Below are 23,736 nucleotides of genomic sequence, written 5' to 3' on the forward strand. Positions count from 1 at the left end.
ATTTAGTAACCGACTTTATTTCAGTCTGTAACGCTTACATGAAATACAGTGCAGTTAGATAAATTAAGATAGCGAGCGAGAAATATGGACTGAACAGCACTTGCCAGTACCAGTTTCTTGGCTTAAAGCCAACACCATATACCATACTTGAGCATACTGCCCAAATCAGCGCTGGTGCGATAAACGCATTAAAGCCACCAATTTCTCGATGGTATGCGTTCGGATCCCACATCACCAACCCTACATGCATAAAGCCAAGGATTAAGGCCAAGACTCTTAGCAGAGTCTTGTCCATTGGTGCGTGAAGTTTCGCTACCTTGTCAGCGAGATTACTCACTGTCTTTATCCATCATTTCTGAGTGCTCTAACCAAAGAGCGTTGATGATACCGAATGCACAAGCAAGTAGTACACCTAGAATCCATGCGAAATACCACATAGTAATAGCTCCTTAGTATAGTGAGTTTTTGTTTTCTTCGATGAACTGGTCATCCAAGCGGCCAAACATCTTGTAGTAAGTCCAAGACGTGTAAGCAAGGATGATAGGAACCATAACAAACGCTACACCTGTCATTAGGTTCAGAGTCAGTTCAGATGAAGTTGCATCCCACATTGTCAGACTTTGGCTTGGCATTAGGTCTGAAGGCATTACGAATGGGAACATTGCGATACCAGCAGTAAAGATAACACCAGCGTTGCCAAGGCTTGACGTTAGGAACGCGATACCGCACTTCTCTAGGCGAGATGCCAATACAGCTAGTAGCGGCATAGCAACACCCAGTACAGGTGCAGCCCATAGTAGTGGGTAAGCTTCAAAGTTGTTCATCCACGCACCAGCTTCACGGATAACCTCTTTGTTTAGAGGGTTAGAAGCCGCTGCAGTGTCGATGCCACCTACGATAACGTAGCCTTCGATGCTTTGGATCCAGAAACCAGCAACCACAAATGCAATAACAGTTAGTAGACCTGTTAGCTGAGCCACATTACGAGCACGAGTATGTACTTCGCCAGTTGTCTTCATTTGAAGCCAAGTTGCACCTTGCATCAGGATCATGAACAAGCTTACTAGACCACATAACAGAGCAAATGGGTTTAGTAGACCAAAGAATGAACCGTGGTACGTTGGCATTAGGAATTCGTTCAACTGGAATGGAACACCTTGTAGAAGGTTACCAAACGCTACACCAAAGATGATTGGTGGAACGAAGCCACTGATTGAGATACAGATATCCCAAGTGTTACGCCATTTTGGATCTTCGATTTTTGAGCGGTAATCAAGACCAATCGGACGTAGCCAAAGTGCCGCTAGAGTTAGGATCATCGCTAGGTAGAAACCAGAAAACGATGTCGCGTAAACCAAAGGCCATGCTGCGAACAATGCACCACCAGCAGTGATAAGCCAAACTTGGTTACCATCCCAGTGCGGAGCGATTGAGTTAATCATGACACGACGTTGTGTGTCGTTTTTACCGATAACAGGTACAAGCGCGCCTACACCCATATCGAAACCGTCAGTAATAGCGAAACCAACTAGTAGAACACCGATCAGTACCCACCAGATGAATCGCAAGATTTCGTAATCAAACATCTTGTTGTCTCCTTACCTTACGCTTCTACTTGGCGGCTAACTTTGTCTTCAACAGAGTCAGCGTTTTGCTCGAAGTGGTAGCGACCAGTTTTCAGGCTGCTTGGACCTTTACGAGCGAATTTCACCATTAGGTATACTTCTGCAATTAGGAATGCAGTGTACAGCGCTAGGATTGCAAATAGTGAAGTCCAGATTTCACCTGCTGTTAGTGCTGAAGCCGCAACGTGTACCGGTAGGATTTCACCTACTGCCCACGGTTGACGGCCGTACTCAGCAACAAACCAACCTGCTTCGATCGCAATCCATGGAAGTGGAATGCTGAACAATGCAGCTTTAAGAATCCATGGTTTCTGTTCGATCTTCTGACGACATGTTTGGATAAATGATGCACCAAATACGAATAGCATGATGAAGCCACACGCAACCATGATACGGAATGACCAGAATAGCGGCCATACTGTTGGGATTGAATCATCTGCAGCAGCTTGGATTTGGTCTTCTGTCGCGTCAACAACGTTTTCTGTGTAACGTTTTAGAAGTAGACCATAACCTAGGTCACCCTTCACTTCGTCAAACGCAGTCATGTTTGCTTCAGACTTGTCGCCTGCACGCAGTTTTTCAAGCAATTCATATGCGTACATACCAGTACGGATACGGTCAACGTGCTCTTCACGTAAGTCGTGCAGACCTGTTACTTGCTCGTCAAATGAACGTGTCGCGATGATACCCATAACGTAAGGGATCTTAATTGCGTAATCGGTGTTCATTGTTTCTTGGTTTGGTAAACCGAACAGTGTGAACGCCGCTGGTGCTGGTTCTGTGTGCCACTCAGCTTCGACTGCTGCAAGCTTCACTTTTTGAACTTCACCAAGCTCGTAACCAGATTCATCACCTAGCACGATAGTAGACAGGATTGCTGCCATACCGAAAGAAGCTGCGATAGCAAACGAACGACGAGCGAACGCCACATCACGACCTTTCAATAAGTAGTAAGAACTGATGCCTAGAACAAACATTGCACCACATGTGTAACCAGACGCTACTGTGTGTACAAATTTAACTTGCGCTACAGGGTTTAGAACAACGTCTGCGAAGCTCACCATTTCCATACGCATGGTTTCAAAGTTGAACTCAGCGCCAACTGGATTTTGCATCCAGCCGTTCGCAATAAGAATCCAAAGTGCAGAGAAGTTAGAACCCAGAGCAACCAACCAGGTTACCGCTAAGTGTTGACGTTTAGATAGACGATCCCACCCGAAGAAGAATAGACCAACAAAAGTTGACTCCAGGAAGAAAGCAACCAGTGCTTCGATCGCCAGTGGTGCACCGAAGATGTCACCTACATAGTGGGAGTAGTAAGACCAGTTCGTACCAAACTGGAACTCCATGGTAAGGCCGGTAGCCACACCAAGTGCAAAGTTAATACCGAACAGCTTACCCCAGAACTTGGTCATGTCCTTGTAGATTTGCTTGTTCGTCATTACGTACATCGATTCCATAATGGCCAAAAGGAAGGCCATACCAAGAGTCAATGGTACGAATAGGAAGTGATACATCGCTGTCAGTGCAAACTGCAACCGCGACAGATCAACTACGTCAATCATGGTAACTCCTATGTGTCGGCTGAATGACACTCTCTACATATTGCAATCCATACACAAGTGTTATTCACACTTGAAAAATGTTGAATTATCACAACGCTTTGTTGCAAAAATGTGCTTCATTGGTTAGTTAATTGTTAAGCATCAGCTAATATAGCTGGGTCTAATATTACTTGTAAAAACAGTTTGTTTCAAAAGGTTTATGGCGGGAAACCGCTTTGATATACATCAATCTTTATGCGCTGATTTTGCACAAAAATCCATCACATTGATCCAGATCAATCGATATTCGATGAGTATGTTAATAGAGAGTAATCAGGAGAGAAAATAATCAGTTAGGCAAGAACATAGAGTTAACAATCTATAAGTTTCTATTACCTATTTAGTATTAGAAGAGATTTAATAAATGAGAGGTCGGTCAACATTGGTGAAACGCTGAGCGCTAAGCGCCCAGCGATGGAATCTTACTTTTCAATTCCGAAATGCAGATAAGCGCGATCTGTGGCAATTCTACCACGGGGAGTGCGTTGCAAGTAGCCTTGTTGGATTAGATATGGCTCAAGAACGTCTTCAATGGTGTCTTTCTCTTCACCAATCGCGGCTGCCATGTTGTCTAAACCGACAGGTCCACCACCAAATTTCTCCATGATCGCAAGCAACAGCTTACGGTCCATGTAATCAAAGCCTTCTGCATCCACATCAAGCATGTTCAGCGCTTTGTCTGCTGTATCAGCACATATATGACCATTACCTTTCACTTCGGCATAGTCACGAACACGGCGCAATAGTCGGTTAGCAATACGTGGTGTACCACGAGCACGGCGAGCAACTTCCAATGCACCTTCTGATTCCATCGACAAGCCTAAGCAATCGGCACTGCGCTGAACGATATCTTGCAGGTCTTTTACTTTATAGTACTCAAGACGCTGCGTAATACCGAAACGGTCACGAAGTGGCGAAGTCAGAGAACCTGCACGCGTCGTTGCACCGATCAAAGTGAAAGGTGGCAAATCAATTTTGATAGAGCGTGCTGCAGGACCTTCACCAATCATGATGTCCAACTGATAATCCTCCATTGCTGGATACAACACCTCTTCAACCATCGGGCTTAAGCGATGAATCTCATCAATGAACAGCACATCGTTTTCTTCTAAATTGGTCAGCAGCGCCGCCAAGTCTCCTGCTTTCTCAAGCACTGGGCCAGAAGTGGTTCGAATGTTCACTTCCATCTCATTGGCGACGATATTCGCAAGCGTGGTTTTACCCAAGCCCGGAGGACCAAAAATCAAAAGGTGGTCAAGCGCTTCATTTCGCAATTGAGCAGCTTTGATGAAAATCTCCATCTGATCACGAACGTGATCCTGACCTTGGTAATCTGCCAGTTTCTTAGGACGAATCGCACGGTCGATGACATCTTCATCACGAAACGAAGGATTTTCTGGAGCGATTAAACGATCGGCTTCAATCATATTGTTCCCTTGGGCTTTCCGTTACACCATTGATTTTAGTGCTTCACGGATCAGTTGCTCACTGGTCATATCCGGTTTAGCGATCTGAGAAACCACTTTCGACGCTTGAGTCGGCTTGTAGCCCAGAGCAAGAAGCGCACTGATTGCCTCTTCTTCTGCGTTGTTAGAACCCGCAGAGCCAGAGTCCGCAGGTGCTGCATCCGTAAATGGCGTAAATAGATCGCCAGCGCCCCACCCTTTCAGACGGTCTTTCATTTCTACGACGAGGCGTTCAGCGGTCTTCTTACCAACACCAGGCAGCTTCACAAGCGTTGAAATGTCTTCACGCTCAACGCAAGAAACGAATTGGCTCGCTGTCATACCAGAAAGGATACCTAGACCCAGCTTAGGACCAACACCGTTCGCTTTGATCACTTCACGGAAAAGCGCACGTTCTTTTACTGTGTTGAAACCGTAAAGCAATTGCGCGTCTTCACGCACAACAAAGTGAGTATAAATAATGGCTTCTTCGCCGACATTTGGCAGTTCGTAGAAACAGCTCATTGGCATCTGAACTTCATAACCAATGCCATTAACTTCAATTAAAACTTCAGGTGGTTGCTTTTCAAGCAGAGTGCCGCGAAGACGTCCAATCACTATAAATACTCTTTGGAAATGAATTTGCGACAGGATAATAAAGAACTGGATAGACATCCAGTCCTTTATTCGGTGGGGTTAAATTTTTGAGACAACTTGATCAAGCTGTTGAGTCAGATTGCGCACCGCGACCACTTGCCCGTTCAGCTCGTTGCCGTATTGCGCGACAGTTTCGGCAATGGTTTTGGTGTTCACTACGCCGTTAGCAACTTCACTGCTGGCTTCATCTAACTCTTTTAAAGCCGTCATTTGCATCGCCATGATGCCAGACAGACTCTGCACATCGTGAGAGATGGTGGTAACTTGCTGAATAATGGTGTTCATTCGCTCTGTACTCGATGTCACAACGCTTTGACCATGCTTCACTTCTTGCTCACTGCGATCAAGCAAGTTCCGAATTTCCACCGCCGACTGACTGCTCTTAGCTGAAAGCTCTCGCACTTGGTCCGCAACGACCGCAAAACCTCTGCCCTGCTCACCCGCTCTCGCCGCTTCAATAGCGGCATTCAGAGCGAGCAAGTTGGTTTGTTCCGCAACCGACGTAATCAAGTCCGCCACTTTCATGATGTCTTCATGGCTGGTAATGATCTGGCTGATCGCTTGGGTAGAGTCCTCCAATAATTCCGAGCTTTTCTCAGCTTGTTGATGAACGCCCTCACTCTTCTCGCGCAGCTCTTCGACAAACTTGCTGGACTCTTCAATCCCCGTCGCCATGTGATACACTTGCTGACTCATTTGCTCGGCTGCACTGGCTTGGGATTCACTGTTTACATTAAGGGCGTTCACTTGAGCATCCAATTGCGATGATTGTTCATCCAACACTTGGGAGACTTGTTTCAACTCACTTGAGTTTTGATTCGCCTGTTCTAGCACCTCTGCTAAACGTAGCTCCCCTTCTGTCGCCTTTTGTGCCACCAACTCACTTTCTGCTTTAGCTTTCTCTGCACTTTCAATCGCGATGTCTCGCTGCTTGGCGGTAAAGGCTTGAGCAATACAAATCACCACCAGCGGTAACACGGTACCTGACCATATCTCCACACGCTGCGCCGATTCAGACAACACGAGTTGGGGAAAACCAAAACCAGACACATGCTGATACGTCATTACCGCAGAAAGCACTATCACTAACGCGCTCCAAGAGATCGCCATGATACGAGTGCCAGATAAAAAGAAAGCGACGACTAACAAAGGCACCCAGTAAGTTTGGGTAGAATCGACCACGCCACCACTTTGATAGATGATGTTGAGTGCATGCACTGACATGCCAACAAAACCAAGATTGAGCGACAATGCCGGTTGTTTGAACCATCTCAGGCTGAAGGCGGATATTAGTTCGAGTGCGATTAAGAGTACTGAGGTGAAAATTAGGCTTTCATGTCCATGTTTGGACCATTTGATCAGGCTGTAGATACCGACGAGGAAAGCGATGAAGGTAAATAGAGAGAGGATGTCTGCTTGACGTTGTTGAGTTTTTGTCCATTGAGTTTGGCGCGGCATAAATGCACTGCGCCACAGCGTGGCTGGATTCATGTTCAATCTTCCTTGATTGATTCCTTGTTAGACCTCTGACCACTATAGTTTTGTAACATTTTCTCAACAAATCCAATCCATAAATCTGTCTGAGATGTCTCATTTTTAATACGAGAATACGCCTAACGGTAACGACCTTTTCTTGCACTGGTTGCTTTGCCTGCGAGCGCCACTAGTGTCTTATTGGTGTTAGCGTGACAAATGGCAACACCCAACGCATCGGCGGCATCGGCTTGAGGCTTGGCTGGCAATTTAAGCATGTGTTGAACCATATGTTGAACCTGAACTTTGTCTGCGCCACCAGTGCCTGTTACCGCTTGTTTAATGAGACGAGCCGCGTACTCATGCACCGGAAGATCCGCATTCACAGCCGCCACAATTGCACTACCACGCGCCTGTCCTAGCTTTAATGCAGAATCAGCGTTCTTCGCCATAAACACTTGTTCGATAGCAAATACATCTGGTTGAAACTGGGTGATGATTTCCGTCACGCCTGCGTAGATTTGCTTGAGACGACCTGGCAACTCTTTTTCAGAAGTGCGAATACAGCCGCTGCCTAGATATTGCAGATGACGACCTTGCTGGCGAATCACGCCGTAACCGGTAATACGAGAGCCTGGGTCAATACCCAAAATAATTGACATGAAAAGTCCTAATCAATAACTCACTGTAAGTATGAGAATAGTTGCCATTAAAACAAAAACTCCCGCAGGTGCGGGAGTTTTTTCTTTAATTGTTGTGCGCTTATTCTGCGTCTTTTTCTTTCGCAACTGTTACTGCAATCGCTAGCTCTTCTAGAGCCGCTGGGTTTGCAAGGCTTGGTGCGTCTGTTAGTAGACACGCCGCAGCAGTTGTTTTAGGGAACGCGATAACATCACGGATGTTCTCTGTACCACATAGCAGCATCACTAGACGGTCTAGACCGAATGCAAGACCTGCGTGTGGAGGCGTACCGAATTTTAGCGCGTCCAGTAGGAAGCCGAATTTCAGTTGTTGCTCTTCTGCATCGATACCTAGGATATCGAATACCGCTGCTTGCATTTCTGCGTTGTGGATACGTACAGAACCACCGCCTACTTCGTAGCCGTTTAGAACCATGTCGTATGCGTTTGAGTTCGCTACTGCTGGGTTCGCTTTTAGCTCTTCCGCAGTCACACCTAGAGGTGATGTGAATGGGTGGTGCATTGCGTGTAGGTTGCCTTCGTCGTCTTCTTCGAACATTGGGAAGTCAACAACCCATAGCGGAGCCCAAGTGCCTTCTTTAGTTAGACCTAGGTCTTTACCAAGTTTAAGACGAAGTGCACCTAGTGCTTCAGCAACGATGCTTGCTTTGTCTGCGCCAAATAGGATGATGTCGCCAGATTCCGCTTGAGTGCGATCTAGAATGCCGTTGATCACGTCTTCGTTTAGGAATTTAGCTACAGGAGATTGGATACCTTCCATGCCTGCTGCACGGTCGTTAACCTTCATCCATGCTAGACCTTTCGCACCGTAGATACCTACGAATTCTGCGTAGCCGTCGATTTGCTTACGAGTAAGCTCAGCACCACCTGGAACACGGATAACTGCAACGCGACCTTTCTCGTCGTTTGCTGGACCAGAGAATACTTTGAACTCAACGTCTTTTACTAAGTCAGCAACGTCTACTAGCTCTAGCGGGTTACGTAGGTCTGGCTTGTCAGAACCGAAACGACGAATCGCTTCGCTGAACGGCATTACTGGGAATTCACCTAGATCAACGTTCAGTAGCTCTTGCCACATTTCACGAACCATTTTCTCAGTCGTTGCACGAACTTGGTCAGCCGTCATGAATGACGTTTCGATATCGATCTGAGTGAATTCTGGTTGACGGTCAGCACGCAAGTCTTCATCACGGAAACACTTAACGATTTGGTAGTAACGGTCAAAACCAGACATCATTAGAAGCTGTTTGAATAGCTGTGGAGACTGAGGAAGCGCGTAGAAGCTGCCTTTGTGAACACGGCTAGGTACTAGGTAGTCACGAGCGCCTTCTGGTGTCGCTTTTGTTAGTACTGGTGTTTCGATATCTAGGAAGCCGTTGTCATCTAGGAAACGACGAACAAAGCTAGACGCTTTAGCTCGTAGCTTGATGCGGTCGCTCATTTCTGGACGACGTAGATCTAGGTAACGGTACTTCAGACGTTGCTCTTCAGAGTTCTTTTGGTTGAAGTCTAGAGGCAGAACGTCGCTGCGGTTGATGATTTCAAGACCTGTTGCAAGGATCTCAACTTCACCTGTTGCCATGTCTTTGTTTACTTGGCTTTCTGGACGAACGCGAACTTCACCAGTTAGCTTGATACAGAATTCATTACGAAGTGTGTTAGCCACTTCATACGCATCTGCCATATCTGGATCAACAACTACCTGAACGATACCTTCGCGATCTCGCATATCGATAAAAATAAGACCGCCTAAATCACGACGACGGTTAACCCAGCCGCAAAGTTCTACAGTTTGTCCTGCAAGGGACTTGTTCAGGTGACCACAGTAATGGGTACGCATAATGAAATTCCCAATCTCTCAAATATTGTTAACTACGCTCTGTCAGCCTCATTGCCGAGCAGAGTAAAGATCCATTTATACGCTGAAAGCCTATGAAAATCGACTACTCAACATACAATTAAGTGTGTTTTATCATTCATTGGCGGTTTTTAGTACAACAAATGTTCAAAAGCGCACCAAAGCGAAAAAATTGGTGGGGATTATAGCGTGAAATTACCCATTTCAGCAAAACTCTCGTAAAGTGGACTCAGGAAAAAACGTAAAGCAGAGATATGGATAATTTACCCCTTCGACTTGGATTGACCATGTGGTCGCACAACCAGTGGCAGCAAAGCTTTTATGGCAGTGGCACCAAACCCGCAGAGCGACTCGAAAAGTACGCGCAGGTATTCCATACCGTAGAAGGCAACACCACCTTTTATGCCACACCGACGCTCAACACGGTGCAAAACTGGAAAGCCGCGACTCACGACGATTTCAAATTCACCTTTAAGTTGCCAAAAGCCATTACTCACGAGCAGATGCTCAGAGGTTGCGACGAACAGTTACGTGACTTTATGACCATCATGGAACCACTTCATGAACGTGTCGGGCAATGGACGATTCAGCTCCCCGCTGCATTTGGTCCGGAACACCTCGATAGATTGAAGAAATTCTGTGCCAGCTTTCCGCCGAATTTCCCCCTGGGAGTTGAAGTTCGTCACATGGCGTTTTTCTCCAAAGGTGAAGAAGAACGTGCGTTGAATCAGTGGCTGTTAGAGAGCGGCATCGACCGCATTATTATGGACAGCCGCCCTGTATTCGCCGCGCAGCCTACGACTGAAGCGGTAATCGATGCCCACCAGAAAAAGCCTCGCGTTCCGGTTCATGCAATAGCAACCGCCAAGCACCCGATGATTCGTTTTATCGGTCATCCAGACATGGACGACAACCTGCGCTTTTTCGAACCTTGGTTAAAGAAGCTGCCGATGTGGATTGAACAAGGCATTCAACCGTACTTGATGATTCACACGCCAGATAACGTCTTAGCACCAGTACTGGCTGAAAAGCTATATAAGCAGCTACAACTTAAGCTCTCACTGCCAAATTTGTCTGTATTTCCTGCCAACGATGGCAACTCGCAAATACAAATGTTTTAGACAAGCTTATAATTAAGCAAATGACAGAGGCGCGAATTTCCCATAAAATACGCGCCTTTTTTGATGCCTGACATTTCAGGCGGCTTGTATGCAGAGATTTGGTTATGAACCCTAAGAGCAATCCAGATACTATTTTTTCGGCTCCAATCGATAAAATTGGGGATTTCACGTTCGATGAACGCGTAGCGGAAGTTTTCCCTGACATGATTCAACGATCGGTGCCGGGTTACAGCAACATCATTTCTGCAATTGGTATGTTGGCAGAGCGCTTTGTTAAGCCTCACTCAAACATCTACGACCTAGGCTGTTCTTTGGGTGCTGCTACGCTGTCTATGCGTCGTCATATCAAACAAGAAGGTTGCCAAATCATTGCAGTGGACAACTCTCCTGCGATGGTTGAACGCTGTAAGCTTCACGTCAACGCGTACCGCAGTGATACGCCAGTTGATGTAGTCGAAGCGGACATTCGTAATATCGAAATCGAAAACGCATCTGTGGTGGTATTGAACTTCACGCTGCAATTCCTTTCTCCGGAAGACCGCTATGCTCTACTAGAGAAAATCTACGCAGGTTTGCGCCCAGGCGGCATTTTGATTCTGTCTGAAAAATTCGTGTTTGAAGATGAAGTGTCTAACGAGTTGTTGATTGACCTTCACCACGACTTTAAACGTGCAAATGGCTACAGCGAACTAGAAATCAGCCAAAAGCGCAGCGCAATTGAAAACGTGATGCGCCCTGATTCAAAGAAAGATCATAAAGAGCGTTTCGCAGAAATAGGTTTCTCAAGCTACGACGTTTGGTTCCAGTGCTTTAACTTCGGTTCGATGTTTGCGATTAAATAAGCTTCGCAACACAGTTCGCTCTCATTAGGACGTCATCCTCAAGAGCGAGGAACGAGCGAGTTGGGGATCTCTTATCAAAAACGATAAAAACCGAGATTCCCTATCATGTTCGTCCCTCACTGTAGGGAATGACACATTTAACTTTTACCCAGGGTCTGCTGACTCCATAAACTCAGTGAAAAACTATGTTTAATTTTGCTAATTTTTATCAGTTAATCGCGCAAGACACTCGTCTTCAGCCGTGGCTAAACGTATTACCTCAACAGTTAACAGATTGGCAAAACGCTGAGCACGGTGACTTTGGTCGCTGGCTAAAAGCACTGAACAAGATCCCACAAGGTGCACCAAACCAAGTGGACATCAAAAACTCAGTAACCATCAGCAACGATACGCCTTTCCATGAAGGTGAGCTGAAAAAGCTAGAAAGCCTACTGCGTACATTCCACCCATGGCGCAAAGGTCCATACACAGTGCACGGTATTCATATTGATACCGAGTGGCGCAGTGACTGGAAATGGGATCGCGTTCTTCCGCACATCTCACCACTAAAAAACCGCAGCGTGCTCGATGTAGGTTGTGGTAACGGCTACCACATGTGGCGCATGCTGGGCGAAGGTGCACGCCTAACGGTTGGTATCGACCCTTCTCACCTGTTCCTAATTCAGTTCGAAGCGATTCGTAAGTTGATGGGCGATGACCAACGTGCTCACCTTCTTCCATTAGGTATTGAACAACTACCAAAGTTAGAAGCGTTCGACACTGTATTTAGTATGGGCGTGCTATACCACCGTCGCTCTCCACTGGATCACTTGGTGCAGCTAAAAGACCAGTTAGTATCAGGTGGCGAGCTTGTTCTGGAAACACTCGTTATCGAAGGCGATGAGAACGCGGTATTGGTTCCGACGTCTCGCTACGCGCAAATGCGTAACGTGTACTTCTTCCCGTCAGCGAAAGCACTGAAAGTATGGCTAGAACTGGTTGGCTTTAAAGATGTGCGTATTGTAGATGAGAACGTAACGTCTGTAGATGAGCAACGTACGACCAACTGGATGACGCACAATTCATTGCCGGATTACCTAGATCCAAACGACCCAAGCAAAACCGTTGAAGGCTACCCTGCACCTCGCCGTGCGGTGCTTGTCGCCACCAAGCCATAATTAACTGAGATTTCTGACATTGTCTTAACCCACTCCCTCCATTAAGACATTAACCTCTCTTCAAATCTAATTAAGGATGCGTCTTGCGTCCTTAATTTTTTGGCTTTTCGTCACTATTCCTCATTCTGTAAGAGTCTTAAGCCGATTCTTGCTTGTGAGCCTTTGGCGATAACGCTAAACTCTTAAAAAACAAACAACTTACTCCAATCCCAAGGTTTTCAATGTTTATACGATTGACTCCGGTTGTTGCCATCGCCTTACTATCTGGATGTACTTTGACCAAAGGCGAACAGTACCACCAAGAAACGTTAGCTGCTATTCAGGCTTCAGAAACGAATTTCAATACTCGCGTTACCAACTTAGAGCTTCAACTTAGTAACCAGTCGGATTACATCGAAAGTTTGGAAGACCAAGTGGATAAGTTAAATGGCGAACTCAATACCTTCCGTAAAGAAGCAATGGACGAAGTGAGAAAGCCTAAAGAACCTATCATTGTTCAAGCTCCTGCTCCCGTTCAAGCAACTCCTACCCATGACATTGTCCTTGGCTCAATTGAGCGAGTGACGATCGATTCAATCAAACAAACGTTCGACGCTCGCGTAGATACCGGCGCGGCAACATCTTCACTGAACGCTGTTGATATCGAAGAATTCGAAAGAAATGGCAAAAACTGGGTGCGTTTCCACCTAGCTGATAATACCAAGTCAGATGAAGAGAAAGATATTTGGATTGAAGCACCAATTATTCGCTACGTGAAAATCCGTCAAGCAACCAATGAAGAACTAGAGCGTCGTGCTGTAGTTGAACTTTGGGTGCGCGTTGGAAAAATTCATGAAAAAGCGCAATTTACGTTGGCAGATCGCTCTCAAATGAACCATCCTGTGTTACTAGGAAGAGAATTTATGCGCGACATCGCACTCGTCGATGTGAGTCGTAAATATATTCAAACGGAAGAAGATAAAAAATAATAAGGTAGATTATGACGTCAAGAATACCGTTTTACCTGTCAATCATCCTTTTGGTGGTTGCGGGCATCGCTTTGAGTGTTTTCAGACATCAGAATTACGGCGTTCCATGGACTCCAGGTGAAACGCGTCAAGTTTGGGATGTTGAAGCCCGCATTGAGTTCAATGCAAATGGCGGTGAAGTTAAAGCTTCTCTCGCTGCTCCTCATACACAAAAAGGCTACACCTTAATCGGTGAGTCGGCGTCATCTCCTGGTTATGGTGTTTCTTACGTAAACTCTGATTCAGGTCGTCGTGCTGAATGGTCTATCCGCCAAGCAACTGGCGCACAAACCATTTACTACAAAGCCCAATTCTTGGTTGATCCACAAGCAAAAGTGGATGAACAGCCACCAACCGGTGAAATTGCCAAACCAACCCTTTCAGCACCTCAACAAGCGGCAGCAAATGCGTTGATTGAGCGTGCAATGAGCCGTTCAGCAGACAACGAGACTTTCGCTCGTGAGCTGATCAAAACACTGAACGATCCAGATAGCCAAAACGCGGCACTGATTCTAAATGACTTTGATCGTACCGACGCTCTGCACAAAATTCTGCTTACCGCTGGCGTACAGAGTAAGACCGTTGGTGTAATCGAGCTGGAAGATGGACGTCGCCGTCAAACGATTCAACCTATGGTTCAAGTTTGGTCTGGCGATAAGTGGGTACTCTTCTCACCAAACTCTGAGCAAGCTGCAGCGCAGCCTAACCTGCTTGTTTGGGATGAATCGAATGTTTCGCTACTTGACCTAGTGGGCGGCAAAAACAGCCAAGTTCACTTCTCTATGATCAAGCAGGAGCTTACACCGCAAGAAGCAACCAACAACAAAGTGGAAGCTGACGGTCTATTGAACCTGTCTATCCACAGCCTACCTCTTGAAGAGCAGGCGATGTTTAAGACCATCATGCTGATTCCAATTGGTGCTCTTATTGTTGTATTCCTGCGCGTTATCATCGGTCTTAAGACATCCGGTACCTTCATGCCAGTTCTTATTGCGGTTGCCTTTGTACAGACGCAACTTGTAACAGGTATCGTCGGCTTCCTACTGATTGTCGGTACGGGTCTGATCATCCGAAGTTACTTATCGAGGCTAAACTTACTTCTGGTCGCAAGGATATCCGCGGTTATCATCACAGTAATCATGATCATCTCTGTGTTTACCGTTGTGGCATTCAAGATTGGTCTGACTGAGGGTCTAACCATTACCTTCTTCCCTATGATCATCTTGTCATGGACGATCGAACGTATGTCGATTCTATGGGAAGAAGAAGGCGCGAAAGAAGTTGCCCTTCAAGGTGGTGGCTCACTACTGACAGCGGTACTGGTTTACTTGGCAATGACCAACACCTACATCCAGCACCTAACGTTTAACTTTATCGGCCTACAGCTCATTGTACTGGCAGGTATTCTACTACTAGGTACATACACGGGTTACCGTCTAACTGAGCTACGTCGCTTTAAACCACTAGCGGAGGACTAAACGATGTTTGAACGTTTTACTTCGCCAGCAAAACTCCGCCATAAAGGCATTATGGGGATGAACAAGCGTAACCACAGTTACATTGGTCGTTACAATGATCGCTCTAAATACCCTTTGGTGGATGACAAGCTCAAAACCAAAATTATCGCTGAAGCAGCAGGTGCGACTGTGCCTGCTCTTATTGGCGTGATCGCCAGCCAAGCTGAAGTGAAAAAGATTCACAAGATGGTAGAGAACTGGCCCGGTTTTGTAATCAAGCCAGCTCAAGGCAGTGGTGGTAAAGGTATCTTGGTTATCACTTCGCACAAAGATGGCGTATATACAAAGCCATCGGGTGCTACCTGCAATAAAGAAGAAGTTGAGCGTCACATCAGTAACGCACTCGCGGGTCTTTTCTCCCTTGGTGGTAAGAACGATGTAGCTGTGGTTGAGAACTTAATTAAGTTTGATGACTGCTTCGACGGCTTCAGTTACGAAGGTGTGCCAGACGTACGTATTATCGTATTTAAGGGCTACCCTGTTATGGCGATGATGCGTTGCTCTACAGCAGCATCGGATGGTAAGGCTAACCTTCACCAAGGCGCGGTAGGTGTCGGTATCGACATTGCTACTGGCAAAGCCATTCGCGCGGTGCAATTTGACCAACCAGTGACTCATCACCCAGATACGGGTAAAGACCTGTCGACACTGCAAGTGCCTCATTGGGAGCGCTTGTTAGAGCTTGCGTCCAGTGCTTGGGAAATGACAGGTCTAGGTTACATGGGCACCGACATGGTATTGGACAAAGAAGAAGGTCCAATGGTTCTGGAGCTAAACGCTCGCCCTGGTCTAGCAATCCAAATTGCAAACGGTGCAGGCCTCCTACCTCGCTTGAAACACATTGAGAACCTTGGCACTCCTGCTGAATATCCAAAACCAAAAGAGCGTGTTGCGTACGCAGCAGAGCAATTTGGCGTAAAATCTCAGTTCTAATCTAATCGCTAGCAGCCATTCTCGTGGTTGCTAGCTTTCTTTTCATATTTGAGCACTATCGCTCTCTTCCTAAGTAATTCATCGTTTTTATCACTGCAATCGATGATCCAGCTAACAAAATACACATCGATCGTTTCTTTTTTCTGCCGATTTTTGATTTTATATTTTCTCCCCCTTACTCAACTCGAGAGGTTGGGCGATGCTAACAAAAGAAACTAATAACAATGATACTCCGCTTGTTGAACAAGAGAACTTTGACCAACACCTACAACGTTTGTCGGAAATCTCTGTCCAAGCACTTGATGAGCTTGCTGAAATGATCGAAAAAGGAAACGACTTTTCAGAAGAATAGGACTTACCTTTTCACATTTAAGCGCCTGCAAAAAAGCCGAGCCTGTTGCCCTACAGGCTCGGCTTATTTCGTTTTACAAATACACAAACGCCCGCGTTTCTTGCGGGCGTTTTATTAGCTTCGGAGTTTAGGACTCAAACTCTTCAATCATCTCTTGTGCTTCAGTCTTAGGTTTATCGTTTTGACCAAAACCACGCAGACCAACTACGTGTACATGCTCGTGATCTTTAAACACCTTACGCACCAGTTTGTAGGTCGTACCTTTCTCTGGGCTGATATTTTCTGGCGCCGCGATAAGAAGCTGCATATCCAAACGGTCACACAGTTCAAACAGAGTTGAGATAGATTTCGCATCCAGACGTGCTGCCTCATCAAGGAACAACAGACGACATGGCACGATATCTTTACTGCGCAAACGGCGTGATTCTTCTTCCCAGCTTTGAACAACCATCAGTAGGATTGACTGACCAGTACCGATCGCCTCACCCGTAGATAGCGCGCCAGATTCAGCTTGTAGCCAGCCGTCAGAACCACGGTTCACTTCCACACTTAGCTCTAGGTAGTTACGGTAATCCAGTAGCTCTTCACCCAGAACCTGAGGAGAACGTTGACCCATATCGATGTGTGGGTTCACGCGTTGGAACAGTTTCGCCATTGCTTCAGAGAAGGTAAAGCGAGTCGATTCAAACAGATCTTTATGCTGCTCTTGTTGTGTCGCTAGACCGTTCAGTAGCACTTCGTGACTTTCGCGGATCTTCACGTTTAGACGTACACCCTTCACCTGGCCAAACGAGATGTTCGACAAACCTTGGTTCAGCATACGAATACGGTTTTGCTCACGCTGAATCGTCTTCTTGATAATGCTCGCTACTGACTCAGAGCTGATCGCTAGGCGGTTTTCACGTTGCGTTAGCTCTTCCGTTAGACGCGCCAGCTCTACTTCCATCTCTTCGATCGCTTCGACTGGATCATCAGTACGGATGATATCCTGACGAATGCGCTCACGAAGATGTTGGTAAACCGCGATGTAAAACAGAACTTTACGCTCTGGACGTGCATTGTCTTCTGATAGACGCAGCGCATCACGCAGGTCATCATTATTCGCAACCGCTAGACGCAGCGCACCCAATGATTTATCCGACATTGAACGCAGTTCATCCGCTGACATGTAAGCCAGTTCACGCTTGTGTAGACGACGCTCAACATCGTTCTCACGCGCTAGACGAAGTACCGAACACCAGCCAGCTTTCGCTGCAACAACGAAGGTACGCAGCTCAACGTATTCTTTCTGAACTTTCTTCAGACGTTTCGCCAAGCCTTTCATCTCTAGTTCAGTAGAGGTGATCGTACGCTCGTATTCGCTCTTACGACTACGAGAAGTGTGTAGACGCTCATGCAGTTCGTCACGACGACGCATTGCACGCTCTTCTGCACCTTCGTCAGCGTTCACGCCAAACTCTTGAAGTTCTTGTTTGAACTCTTGAACCGTTTCCAGTTTCGCTTGGTGTGAACTCTTCAGAGAGGCCAATACTTGGTTGTATTGGTTCATTTGACCTTGCGACTGTTTCAACTCTTCACGAGAGCGAGTACGCATTTGTTCAGCTTGAACCAGTTTTGCTTTTAGCTGTTCGCTCAGCTCACTGCTCTTGTTCAGTAGGTCTACTGAATCTGAATAAGCGAAGTAGTGGCGACGTTCAACGAGATCCGAGAGCGCAAAGATTTGCTTCTTAAGATCTTGTAGCTGTTCGTCTGCCGCTTTGTATTCCGCTTCTAGTGCATCGAATTGCTCTGGGTCAGCATCTAGGGCAACTGCGACTTTTTCCAGTTCTGCCACCGCTTTCGCGTGGTTATTTAGGAAAGCTTTTGCTTCTGAAAGCTGGGCGATTTTCTCTTCCAACTCATCAAAGCGTGCTTGCAGCGACTCATCTTCAATCAGCGCCATGTTTGGTGCTAGCTTGTCTAGAGAAGACAATGCTTGCTTGCTGGTTTGCAGTTGAGAACGTTGCTGCTGCTCTTTTGCATCCAGATCAGCCAGTACGCGCGCAATTTGGTTACGCTTGTCGCGAATGGTTGCCAATGCTTGCTCTGGGTCAGCTTCGAATGCTACTTGAATGTGGCTTGCCACAAACTGGTTGAACGCTTGATACAGACGCTGCATTTTTTGCGAATCGAATGCTGCTTTCGCGTGCTTCTCAACCACTTCTTCACGTTCGTTACGTAGTAGCTCTAAACGCTGCTCACGTGCTGCACGACCAAACAGTGGGATTTCAGGCAAGCGAGAGTAACGCATTTGGCGATCGTTCATGCGAACACAAACCGCACCTTCTAACTCTTCTGCGTCGAATGAGCTGTCATCAAAGGCATCGATGTCACCTTCAATGATGTACAAGTCTTCTGGACAGTCGTCTAGCTCTACCAGTTTCTCTTCGATACCAGATAGGTCAGAAACAACGATAGCGTGACGAGCCGGACCGTACATCGCACTGAAGTAAGGCGCGTCATCAATAGTGATGTCATCATAGATCTCTGACAGCAATACGCCGCCTAGAGTATCTGCCAAACCTTTCAGACGAGGGTCGTTTGAACCACCAGGTGAAGCAAGACGCTCAATCTCAGTGTCAAGTTGTCTGCGACGCTCTGCTAGTTTGTCTTTTGCCAGAGAAAGGGTTTTCTCTTGCTCAAGCACCACTTGCATTTGGCTCATGACTGACTGGCTATCTTCTAGCTCAGCGCCACTTTGTTCACGCAGTTTTTCTAGCGCATCGTTCGCTGCAATCCACGTTGGAGCAATGGCTTCTAGCTTGTTGATTTCCGCCGCTGCATCTTGCTCTAGACGACGCTGTTCGCTGCGTTGTTCACGCACGTCTTCTTGCGTCATTTCTAGCGAGTCGATTTGCATCGCATGACGTTCACGCTCTTGTTCAAACGTGATTTCGTCACTCAGTTCAACATGGAATTGCTTTTGGTATTCGTTGACTAGCTCGCGCGCTTGACGTTGCTGGTTAAGGCTACGCTCAAGGTCACGGTGCTGTGCACGCCATTGCTGTTCGTTTTGCGCGACTTGCTGAGATTCACGCGCTTTCGCTATTGCGGTTTTCGCATGTTCAGACGCGTCTTTACGCTCAACTTGACCAACGATGCTTTGTACTAGTTTAAGCGCCGTTTCGAATTGCTCTGCTGCTGCAGAAGACATATCCAGTTTGTGCTTAACCGATAGCAACGCGTTGGTGCTTTCTGATTCTTTGCTCTTAAGCTCAGAGACAAGCGCTTGTGCCGATTCTGCCGTTAGGTTGTCATCACCAAGTAGTTGCTTCGCTTTTTCCAGCGCTTGAACCGCTTGTTGGTATTGAAGGGCACGAGTTTGTTGAACGTCGAGTGCTTGTTGGTAGTCCGCCAGTTGCGTCTTAAGGCTATCCACCTCTTCTTCCGCAACGGTCGCTTGCTCTTCCACCATCATCACGCGTTCTTGCGCTTCTTCCACTACCATCATCTGTTCTTCAAGACGCTCACTCAGCTCTTCAAGATCTTCTTGGTAGCGTTCGATCTTCTCTTGCTGACGCAGTGCGTTTTGCACCAGTTGCAAGTGATCCGAAGCCGCTTGGTAATCCTGCTCTAGCGCAGATTCCGACTCGATCAGCAGTTCTAGCTCTTCTTGAACACGGTTAAGCAGGTTGTTTTGCTCAACGAGAGTTTCGCGAGAACCGAACAGCTCTGAACGCAATGACAGCGTTTTATCCAGCTTGTTACGACGATCGTTCGCGTGACGCATGTAGTCCGCAGCCACGTAGTTGGTTGACTCTGTGATCAAGTGTTTGAACAAGTCACGGTCTGCTTGCGTGGTTTTGATCGCTTCTAGCGTCATGCGGTTTTCACGCAGTGCTGATTCCATATCTTGGAACGCTTTCTTCACGCCGCCGTTTTGTGGCAGAAGGTAGTCACGTAGCGAGCGTGTAATCGCACTTGAGATACCACCGTAAAGCGATGCTTCGATCAAGCGGTAGAATTTAGAACGGTCACCAGAGTTACGCAGTTTCTTCGGAATCACACCGAATTCGAACATCTGCGAGTGGTAATCCACGATAGAAGAGAAGGCTTTAAATTGAACGCCTTCAAATTCTGCGATCGATTCTTTTACTTCATTGATTTGACGTACACGAGCTTGAGTCGCAGATACGCTTTCAACCAAGATATCCGTTGGTTTCACATGGCTTGGAAGACCTTGGATAACAAACGGTTTGATGTCTACTTTCTTATCACGACCCGCTACTTGCTGCAGTTTTACTGCAAACAATAGGCGTTGGTTACGTGAGTTCACCACATCTAGCGCCGCATAACATGCGCCCGGCTGTAACTTACCGTACAGACCTTTGTCGCGAGACGATTGGCTGCTGCCTGCTTCTGTGGTGTTACGGAAGTGCAGTAGCGTTTGGTCAGGAATCAATGCGGTGATGAACGCCGCCATTGTGGTTGATTTACCTGCACCGTTACCACCTGATAGCGTGGTGACCAGACCATCGATGTCAAACGTACGGGCAAAGAAGCCGTTCCAGTTGACCATGGTCAGCGATTGGTATTTACCGCGTTCAATCATGCTCATGCTTCACCCTCTTCTGTTGTTTCTTCTTGGGCTTGGTCGTCTTGATCTTCTTCAGACAATAGGCTGCCTTGGCTTGGCTCTTTGGTGTGCACTACCGCTTCACCATCACGGATCAGACGTAGCTGCGCTTCACGCATATCATCACCAATTCGTACATCGGCACCAAAGCGGAATACTGCTTCACTGATGCTGAATTTACCGGTTTCACCGATGTTGATGATCATGCCTAGGCGACGCAGGCGACGGAGTGACGTACGTACTTTTTCAAACAGCTTTTCTTTATCAAGGTCAGAACCAGTCGCACGGTTCGTCACTAGCTTCATCAGCTTGTTTTCATCAGCCAGAGCAAGTAGCTCGTCGTACAATTCTTGGTTAGTGAAGATGCCTTCGTGCGCAAGACGTTCTGGGCTTAGGTAAAGGAAACACAGTACCTTACCCACCAGCATGTCCAGCTCAGAAAGGACACTACGACCAATCAAAGACGTTGAACGTGGACGGAGGTAGAAGAAACCTTCTGGCGCTTTCACCAATTCGGTGTTGTAGCGCTGATAGAAAGAAGAAAGCTCAAGTTCGAAATCCGACAACAACGCGTGGTTGTCCAGATCTTCACTTGAAACATGACGCCCTGCTCGAAGCATGCTGTCTAGCGCTGGGAACAGAGGGTTAGAAATTGCTTTTGCCAGATTCTCTGACATGTATTCATTAGTATCGGTCGATGACATTCGCTTGTACCTTTGCCCCAAATTCGTTGATTGCTTTCCAGTCTGGCTGAACAGCTTGGTAGTCGGATTCTGAATAACCCAGACGTACCGCCTGATCAACGACAATGCGAGCTAAATCAAAGTGATGAGTATGAGGGTGTTGTGCAAGGTAATCTCGCAGTACCACGCTCAAGTCAATAGGTGCGCCTTGGTCTTTATGCGCTTTCAGCATGTCACCAATTCGCTCCGCCAACTCATCATTGACTTGTTGAAACTCTTCGTATTCCACTTCCATCGGAACTTGACCTGTTACCTCGTCATCACGCAGTACTAGGGCTTCATCACGAAGGTCAGAAAGCCTTTCCGCATCTGCATAAGTCAGATACCAAGGCGAATCAAAGTAGTCTTTAACGGACTGGCGCAGACGCGAGCTAAACGCACGGTTCTTATCCATATCAATTGCAGTACGGATGAACTTGTGTACGTGTCGGTCGTAGCCAATCCAAAGGTCGATCGCTTGCTGACCCCAGCTTGTGATTCGGTCCAGTTTCATCTGAAGACCAAACAAGGCTTCCTCGATAAGCTCAAGCTCAGGGTCACCATAGACAATCTCTTGAATGTCTAGGATCTGAGTTTGCAGTTCATCACTGGCAGCTTGCAGCGTATCTTGAAGTTCACGCAACGTGCTTGATGTTTCTGACAGAAGCGCTTCACAGTTGTTGATTGCTTCACGCCAGTCTTTGTTAAGCAGGTCAGCAATCTGTTGTTTCACAGATTGTTGCTGCTCATCCATCACACGTTGGTTGAGATCAATTTGATCGAAGATTTCGCCTACAGAATATTTCAATATCCCGTACACGTTCTTCTTCCAGTGGCCCGGAGTGCCACCTTTTTGTGCCGCTTCAATCGCTTTCGCCATTTCATCAGCGACCATAGACAACTGAATAGAAAGGCGCAGTTTCGAGAACTCACGATGGCGCACGTAGTAGTCGGTAATTCCTATCGCTAATGGCGACAAGCGGTAAATGCTCGCTCCGTCAGTAATCTCACTGACAAAACGGCTCATAAGACGCTGCTTAACCATCTCGTTAATGGCATTGTTCGCACGGAAAGCCGAAGCTTCTCCCGTCTCATCAAAAAGTCGAGTGACGATGGCAAATGCGTCGTGCAATTCACCTTCACCCAATTCTTCATCGAACCTTTCATTACTTAATACAGCGATAGCAATCAAAAATGCCAGTCGCTCAGTGGTCAGGTTCAACGAGAAATCGTGCTGCTTTACCCAGCCAACCAACTCATCGATTGGTTGCTCTGCAGCATTGAGAGTCATCTCACTCATCGTTATTCCTGTTTATCGTTCTTCTTAGCCCACACATGAATATAGCGGCCTAATGAGAGGTATGGCTCTTGTCGACAAAGTTGTTTTTCTAGCGCCAACACATCTTCAAACTCGTAATCGCCCATGTATTGCATATTACCTATGTAATCACTGAATGAACGAATACCAGATTTACCACAAATACTAAAACCAGAATCTTCTATCCATTGATAAACCTCTTCAGGTTTTAGCCCTTTTTGTGGCTGTAGTTTAAATCTTTTTCGGTGAGGCATGCCGTCTAAAACATGAGGAATGTTGCCACAAACCACATTTTTATAGACCAAGCCATGGTGGTTATAGAACATAACCGAAGCGATGCCCCCCGGTTTGACCTGCTCCAAAAGCGTTTCAAGTGCGGTTTTCGGATCAACCAACCACTCCATAACGGCATGGAACATGACAAGATCCACCTGCGCTTCCATGTGTTCAGCAATGGATTGGACAGGCGAATGAATCAGGCGATACTGCTCAAGCAAACCGTTTTTTTCAATATCCTGCTTTGCTAGTTGCAGCATTTCCGAAGATAGATCACACAAAGCGACATGATGTCCGAGCTTAGCAAGCTTTTGCGACATTTGTGCTAAACCACCACCAGCATCAAGGACTTGTAATGCTTGATGGTCGGCGTCTAATTCACTTAGAATCTGTAGAAAATCTTCCCACACAATGATTTGTCGGATCTCCCCTTTATCGGAGCCGTAAATATTTTTTGCAAATTTGTGGGCGATATCGTCGAAATTGCGGTCTTCTGTCACTTCTGCTGAGTTA

The 23,736-nt window shown here is 46.7% G+C and carries 20 protein-coding genes; 7 read left to right on the top strand and 13 right to left on the bottom strand.

The annotated features are described in order from the left end of the window. Nucleotides 1–34: 34 nt before the first annotated feature. The 9 genes from ybgE to aspS all read right to left on the bottom strand — a co-directional run bounded on the left by ybgE (nt 35) and on the right by aspS (nt 9,345). Nucleotides 35–337: a cyd operon protein YbgE gene (gene ybgE, locus ABMY42_RS09370; RefSeq protein ID WP_017188312.1), complete on the bottom strand. Its 303-nt coding sequence runs from the start codon at nt 335–337 to the stop codon at nt 35–37. Next, nucleotides 330–437, bottom strand: a complete 108-nt coding sequence (gene cydX / locus ABMY42_RS09375; RefSeq protein ID WP_000270284.1) for a cytochrome bd-I oxidase subunit CydX — start codon at nt 435–437, stop codon at nt 330–332. The genes ybgE and cydX overlap by 8 nt, the downstream gene beginning before the upstream one ends. A gap of 12 nt (nt 438–449) precedes the next feature. Next, complete coding sequence (cydB, locus tag ABMY42_RS09380; protein ID WP_005450311.1) at nt 450–1,586, bottom strand: cytochrome d ubiquinol oxidase subunit II; 1,137 nt, start codon at nt 1,584–1,586, stop codon at nt 450–452. 17 nt (nt 1,587–1,603) lie between these two features. Beyond that, a complete protein-coding gene (gene cydA / locus ABMY42_RS09385; RefSeq protein ID WP_005450312.1) occupies nt 1,604–3,190 on the bottom strand; it encodes a cytochrome ubiquinol oxidase subunit I in 1,587 nt (528 codons plus the stop codon). Between the two features lie 461 nt (nt 3,191–3,651). Then, entirely contained in the window at nt 3,652–4,656 is a 1,005-nt protein-coding gene (ruvB, locus tag ABMY42_RS09390; RefSeq protein ID WP_009698277.1) for a Holliday junction branch migration DNA helicase RuvB, read from the bottom strand. 21 nt (nt 4,657–4,677) lie between these two features. After that, nucleotides 4,678–5,292 carry a Holliday junction branch migration protein RuvA gene (gene ruvA / locus ABMY42_RS09395; RefSeq protein ID WP_009698278.1) on the bottom strand — a complete coding sequence of 205 codons (615 nt, stop codon included), beginning with the start codon at nt 5,290–5,292 and terminating at the stop codon, nt 4,678–4,680. A gap of 78 nt (nt 5,293–5,370) precedes the next feature. Next, nucleotides 5,371–6,822, bottom strand: coding sequence for a methyl-accepting chemotaxis protein (locus ABMY42_RS09400; RefSeq protein ID WP_349266251.1), 1,452 nt, complete (start codon nt 6,820–6,822; stop codon nt 5,371–5,373). Nucleotides 6,823–6,944: 122 nt separating this feature from the next. Beyond that, on the bottom strand, nt 6,945–7,466 hold the full coding sequence (gene ruvC, locus ABMY42_RS09405; protein ID WP_005426231.1) for a crossover junction endodeoxyribonuclease RuvC: 522 nt from the start codon (nt 7,464–7,466) through the stop codon (nt 6,945–6,947). Between the two features lie 100 nt (nt 7,467–7,566). Next, nucleotides 7,567–9,345: an aspartate--tRNA ligase gene (aspS, locus tag ABMY42_RS09410; RefSeq protein ID WP_005450337.1), complete on the bottom strand. Its 1,779-nt coding sequence runs from the start codon at nt 9,343–9,345 to the stop codon at nt 7,567–7,569. 272 nt (nt 9,346–9,617) lie between these two features. On the opposite strand from aspS, the gene ABMY42_RS09415 reads away from it, so the two are divergent. The 7 genes from ABMY42_RS09415 to ABMY42_RS09445 all read left to right on the top strand — a co-directional run bounded on the left by ABMY42_RS09415 (nt 9,618) and on the right by ABMY42_RS09445 (nt 16,292). After that, entirely contained in the window at nt 9,618–10,484 is an 867-nt protein-coding gene (locus tag ABMY42_RS09415; protein WP_349266252.1) for a DUF72 domain-containing protein, read from the top strand. 104 nt (nt 10,485–10,588) lie between these two features. Continuing rightward, nucleotides 10,589–11,326, top strand: coding sequence for a carboxy-S-adenosyl-L-methionine synthase CmoA (gene cmoA, locus ABMY42_RS09420; RefSeq protein ID WP_005426299.1), 738 nt, complete (start codon nt 10,589–10,591; stop codon nt 11,324–11,326). A gap of 185 nt (nt 11,327–11,511) precedes the next feature. Continuing rightward, complete coding sequence (gene cmoB / locus ABMY42_RS09425) at nt 11,512–12,483, top strand: tRNA 5-methoxyuridine(34)/uridine 5-oxyacetic acid(34) synthase CmoB (RefSeq protein ID WP_005441685.1); 972 nt, start codon at nt 11,512–11,514, stop codon at nt 12,481–12,483. Nucleotides 12,484–12,704: 221 nt separating this feature from the next. Continuing rightward, a complete protein-coding gene (locus ABMY42_RS09430) occupies nt 12,705–13,451 on the top strand; it encodes an ATP-dependent zinc protease (RefSeq protein WP_005450340.1) in 747 nt (248 codons plus the stop codon). An 11-nt stretch (nt 13,452–13,462) separates the two neighbouring features. After that, nucleotides 13,463–14,968 (top strand): inactive transglutaminase family protein, encoded by a 1,506-nt coding sequence (locus ABMY42_RS09435; RefSeq protein ID WP_005450341.1) that lies wholly within the window; start codon nt 13,463–13,465, stop codon nt 14,966–14,968. 3 nt (nt 14,969–14,971) lie between these two features. After that, nucleotides 14,972–15,940, top strand: a complete 969-nt coding sequence (locus tag ABMY42_RS09440) for an alpha-L-glutamate ligase-like protein (protein ID WP_005450342.1) — start codon at nt 14,972–14,974, stop codon at nt 15,938–15,940. A 199-nt stretch (nt 15,941–16,139) separates the two neighbouring features. Next, nucleotides 16,140–16,292 carry a hypothetical protein gene (locus tag ABMY42_RS09445; RefSeq protein WP_005450343.1) on the top strand — a complete coding sequence of 51 codons (153 nt, stop codon included), beginning with the start codon at nt 16,140–16,142 and terminating at the stop codon, nt 16,290–16,292. 127 nt (nt 16,293–16,419) lie between these two features. Here the strand turns inward: ABMY42_RS09445 and mukB are convergent, their stop codons facing one another. Genes mukB through cmoM form a run of 4 tightly spaced genes read right to left on the bottom strand, consistent with a single transcriptional unit; the run spans nt 16,420 to nt 23,723 of the window. Then, the gene (gene mukB, locus ABMY42_RS09450; protein WP_349266336.1) at nt 16,420–20,883 is read right to left on the bottom strand and encodes a chromosome partition protein MukB; all 4,464 of its coding nucleotides are present in this window, start codon (nt 20,881–20,883) and stop codon (nt 16,420–16,422) included. Nucleotides 20,884–20,885: 2 nt separating this feature from the next. After that, on the bottom strand, nt 20,886–21,611 hold the full coding sequence (gene mukE, locus ABMY42_RS09455; protein WP_005450345.1) for a chromosome partition protein MukE: 726 nt from the start codon (nt 21,609–21,611) through the stop codon (nt 20,886–20,888). Beyond that, nucleotides 21,592–22,929, bottom strand: a complete 1,338-nt coding sequence (gene mukF / locus ABMY42_RS09460; protein WP_349266253.1) for a chromosome partition protein MukF — start codon at nt 22,927–22,929, stop codon at nt 21,592–21,594. The genes mukE and mukF overlap by 20 nt, the downstream gene beginning before the upstream one ends. Before the next feature lie 2 nt (nt 22,930–22,931). Beyond that, nucleotides 22,932–23,723 (bottom strand): tRNA uridine 5-oxyacetic acid(34) methyltransferase CmoM, encoded by a 792-nt coding sequence (gene cmoM, locus ABMY42_RS09465; RefSeq protein WP_009698287.1) that lies wholly within the window; start codon nt 23,721–23,723, stop codon nt 22,932–22,934. Nucleotides 23,724–23,736 lie beyond the last annotated feature (13 nt).

This window comes from Vibrio sp. SSH13-20 (assembly GCF_040104475.1).
Classification (GTDB): Bacteria; Pseudomonadota; Gammaproteobacteria; order Enterobacterales; family Vibrionaceae; genus Vibrio; species Vibrio harveyi.

Excerpts from the sequence above, each read along its gene's own strand:
- ABMY42_RS09400 (WP_349266251.1), bottom strand. The coding sequence starts at position 6,822 with ATGAATCCAGCCACGCTGTGGCGCAGTGCATTTATGCCGCGCCAAACT.
- aspS (WP_005450337.1), bottom strand. The coding sequence starts at position 9,345 with ATGCGTACCCATTACTGTGGTCACCTGAACAAGTCCCTTGCAGGACAA.
- ruvC (WP_005426231.1), bottom strand. The coding sequence starts at position 7,466 with ATGTCAATTATTTTGGGTATTGACCCAGGCTCTCGTATTACCGGTTAC.
- mukB (WP_349266336.1), bottom strand. The coding sequence starts at position 20,883 with ATGATTGAACGCGGTAAATACCAATCGCTGACCATGGTCAACTGGAAC.
- cmoA (WP_005426299.1), top strand. The coding sequence starts at position 10,589 with ATGAACCCTAAGAGCAATCCAGATACTATTTTTTCGGCTCCAATCGAT.
- cydA (WP_005450312.1), bottom strand. The coding sequence starts at position 3,190 with ATGATTGACGTAGTTGATCTGTCGCGGTTGCAGTTTGCACTGACAGCG.
- ABMY42_RS09415 (WP_349266252.1), top strand. The coding sequence starts at position 9,618 with ATGGATAATTTACCCCTTCGACTTGGATTGACCATGTGGTCGCACAAC.
- ABMY42_RS09435 (WP_005450341.1), top strand. The coding sequence starts at position 13,463 with ATGACGTCAAGAATACCGTTTTACCTGTCAATCATCCTTTTGGTGGTT.
- ABMY42_RS09445 (WP_005450343.1), top strand. The coding sequence starts at position 16,140 with ATGCTAACAAAAGAAACTAATAACAATGATACTCCGCTTGTTGAACAA.
- cydX (WP_000270284.1), bottom strand. The coding sequence starts at position 437 with ATGTGGTATTTCGCATGGATTCTAGGTGTACTACTTGCTTGTGCATTC.
- mukF (WP_349266253.1), bottom strand. The coding sequence starts at position 22,929 with ATGAGTGAGATGACTCTCAATGCTGCAGAGCAACCAATCGATGAGTTG.
- ABMY42_RS09440 (WP_005450342.1), top strand. The coding sequence starts at position 14,972 with ATGTTTGAACGTTTTACTTCGCCAGCAAAACTCCGCCATAAAGGCATT.
- mukE (WP_005450345.1), bottom strand. The coding sequence starts at position 21,611 with ATGTCATCGACCGATACTAATGAATACATGTCAGAGAATCTGGCAAAA.
- ruvB (WP_009698277.1), bottom strand. The coding sequence starts at position 4,656 with ATGATTGAAGCCGATCGTTTAATCGCTCCAGAAAATCCTTCGTTTCGT.
- cmoB (WP_005441685.1), top strand. The coding sequence starts at position 11,512 with ATGTTTAATTTTGCTAATTTTTATCAGTTAATCGCGCAAGACACTCGT.
- cydB (WP_005450311.1), bottom strand. The coding sequence starts at position 1,586 with ATGTTTGATTACGAAATCTTGCGATTCATCTGGTGGGTACTGATCGGT.
- ABMY42_RS09430 (WP_005450340.1), top strand. The coding sequence starts at position 12,705 with ATGTTTATACGATTGACTCCGGTTGTTGCCATCGCCTTACTATCTGGA.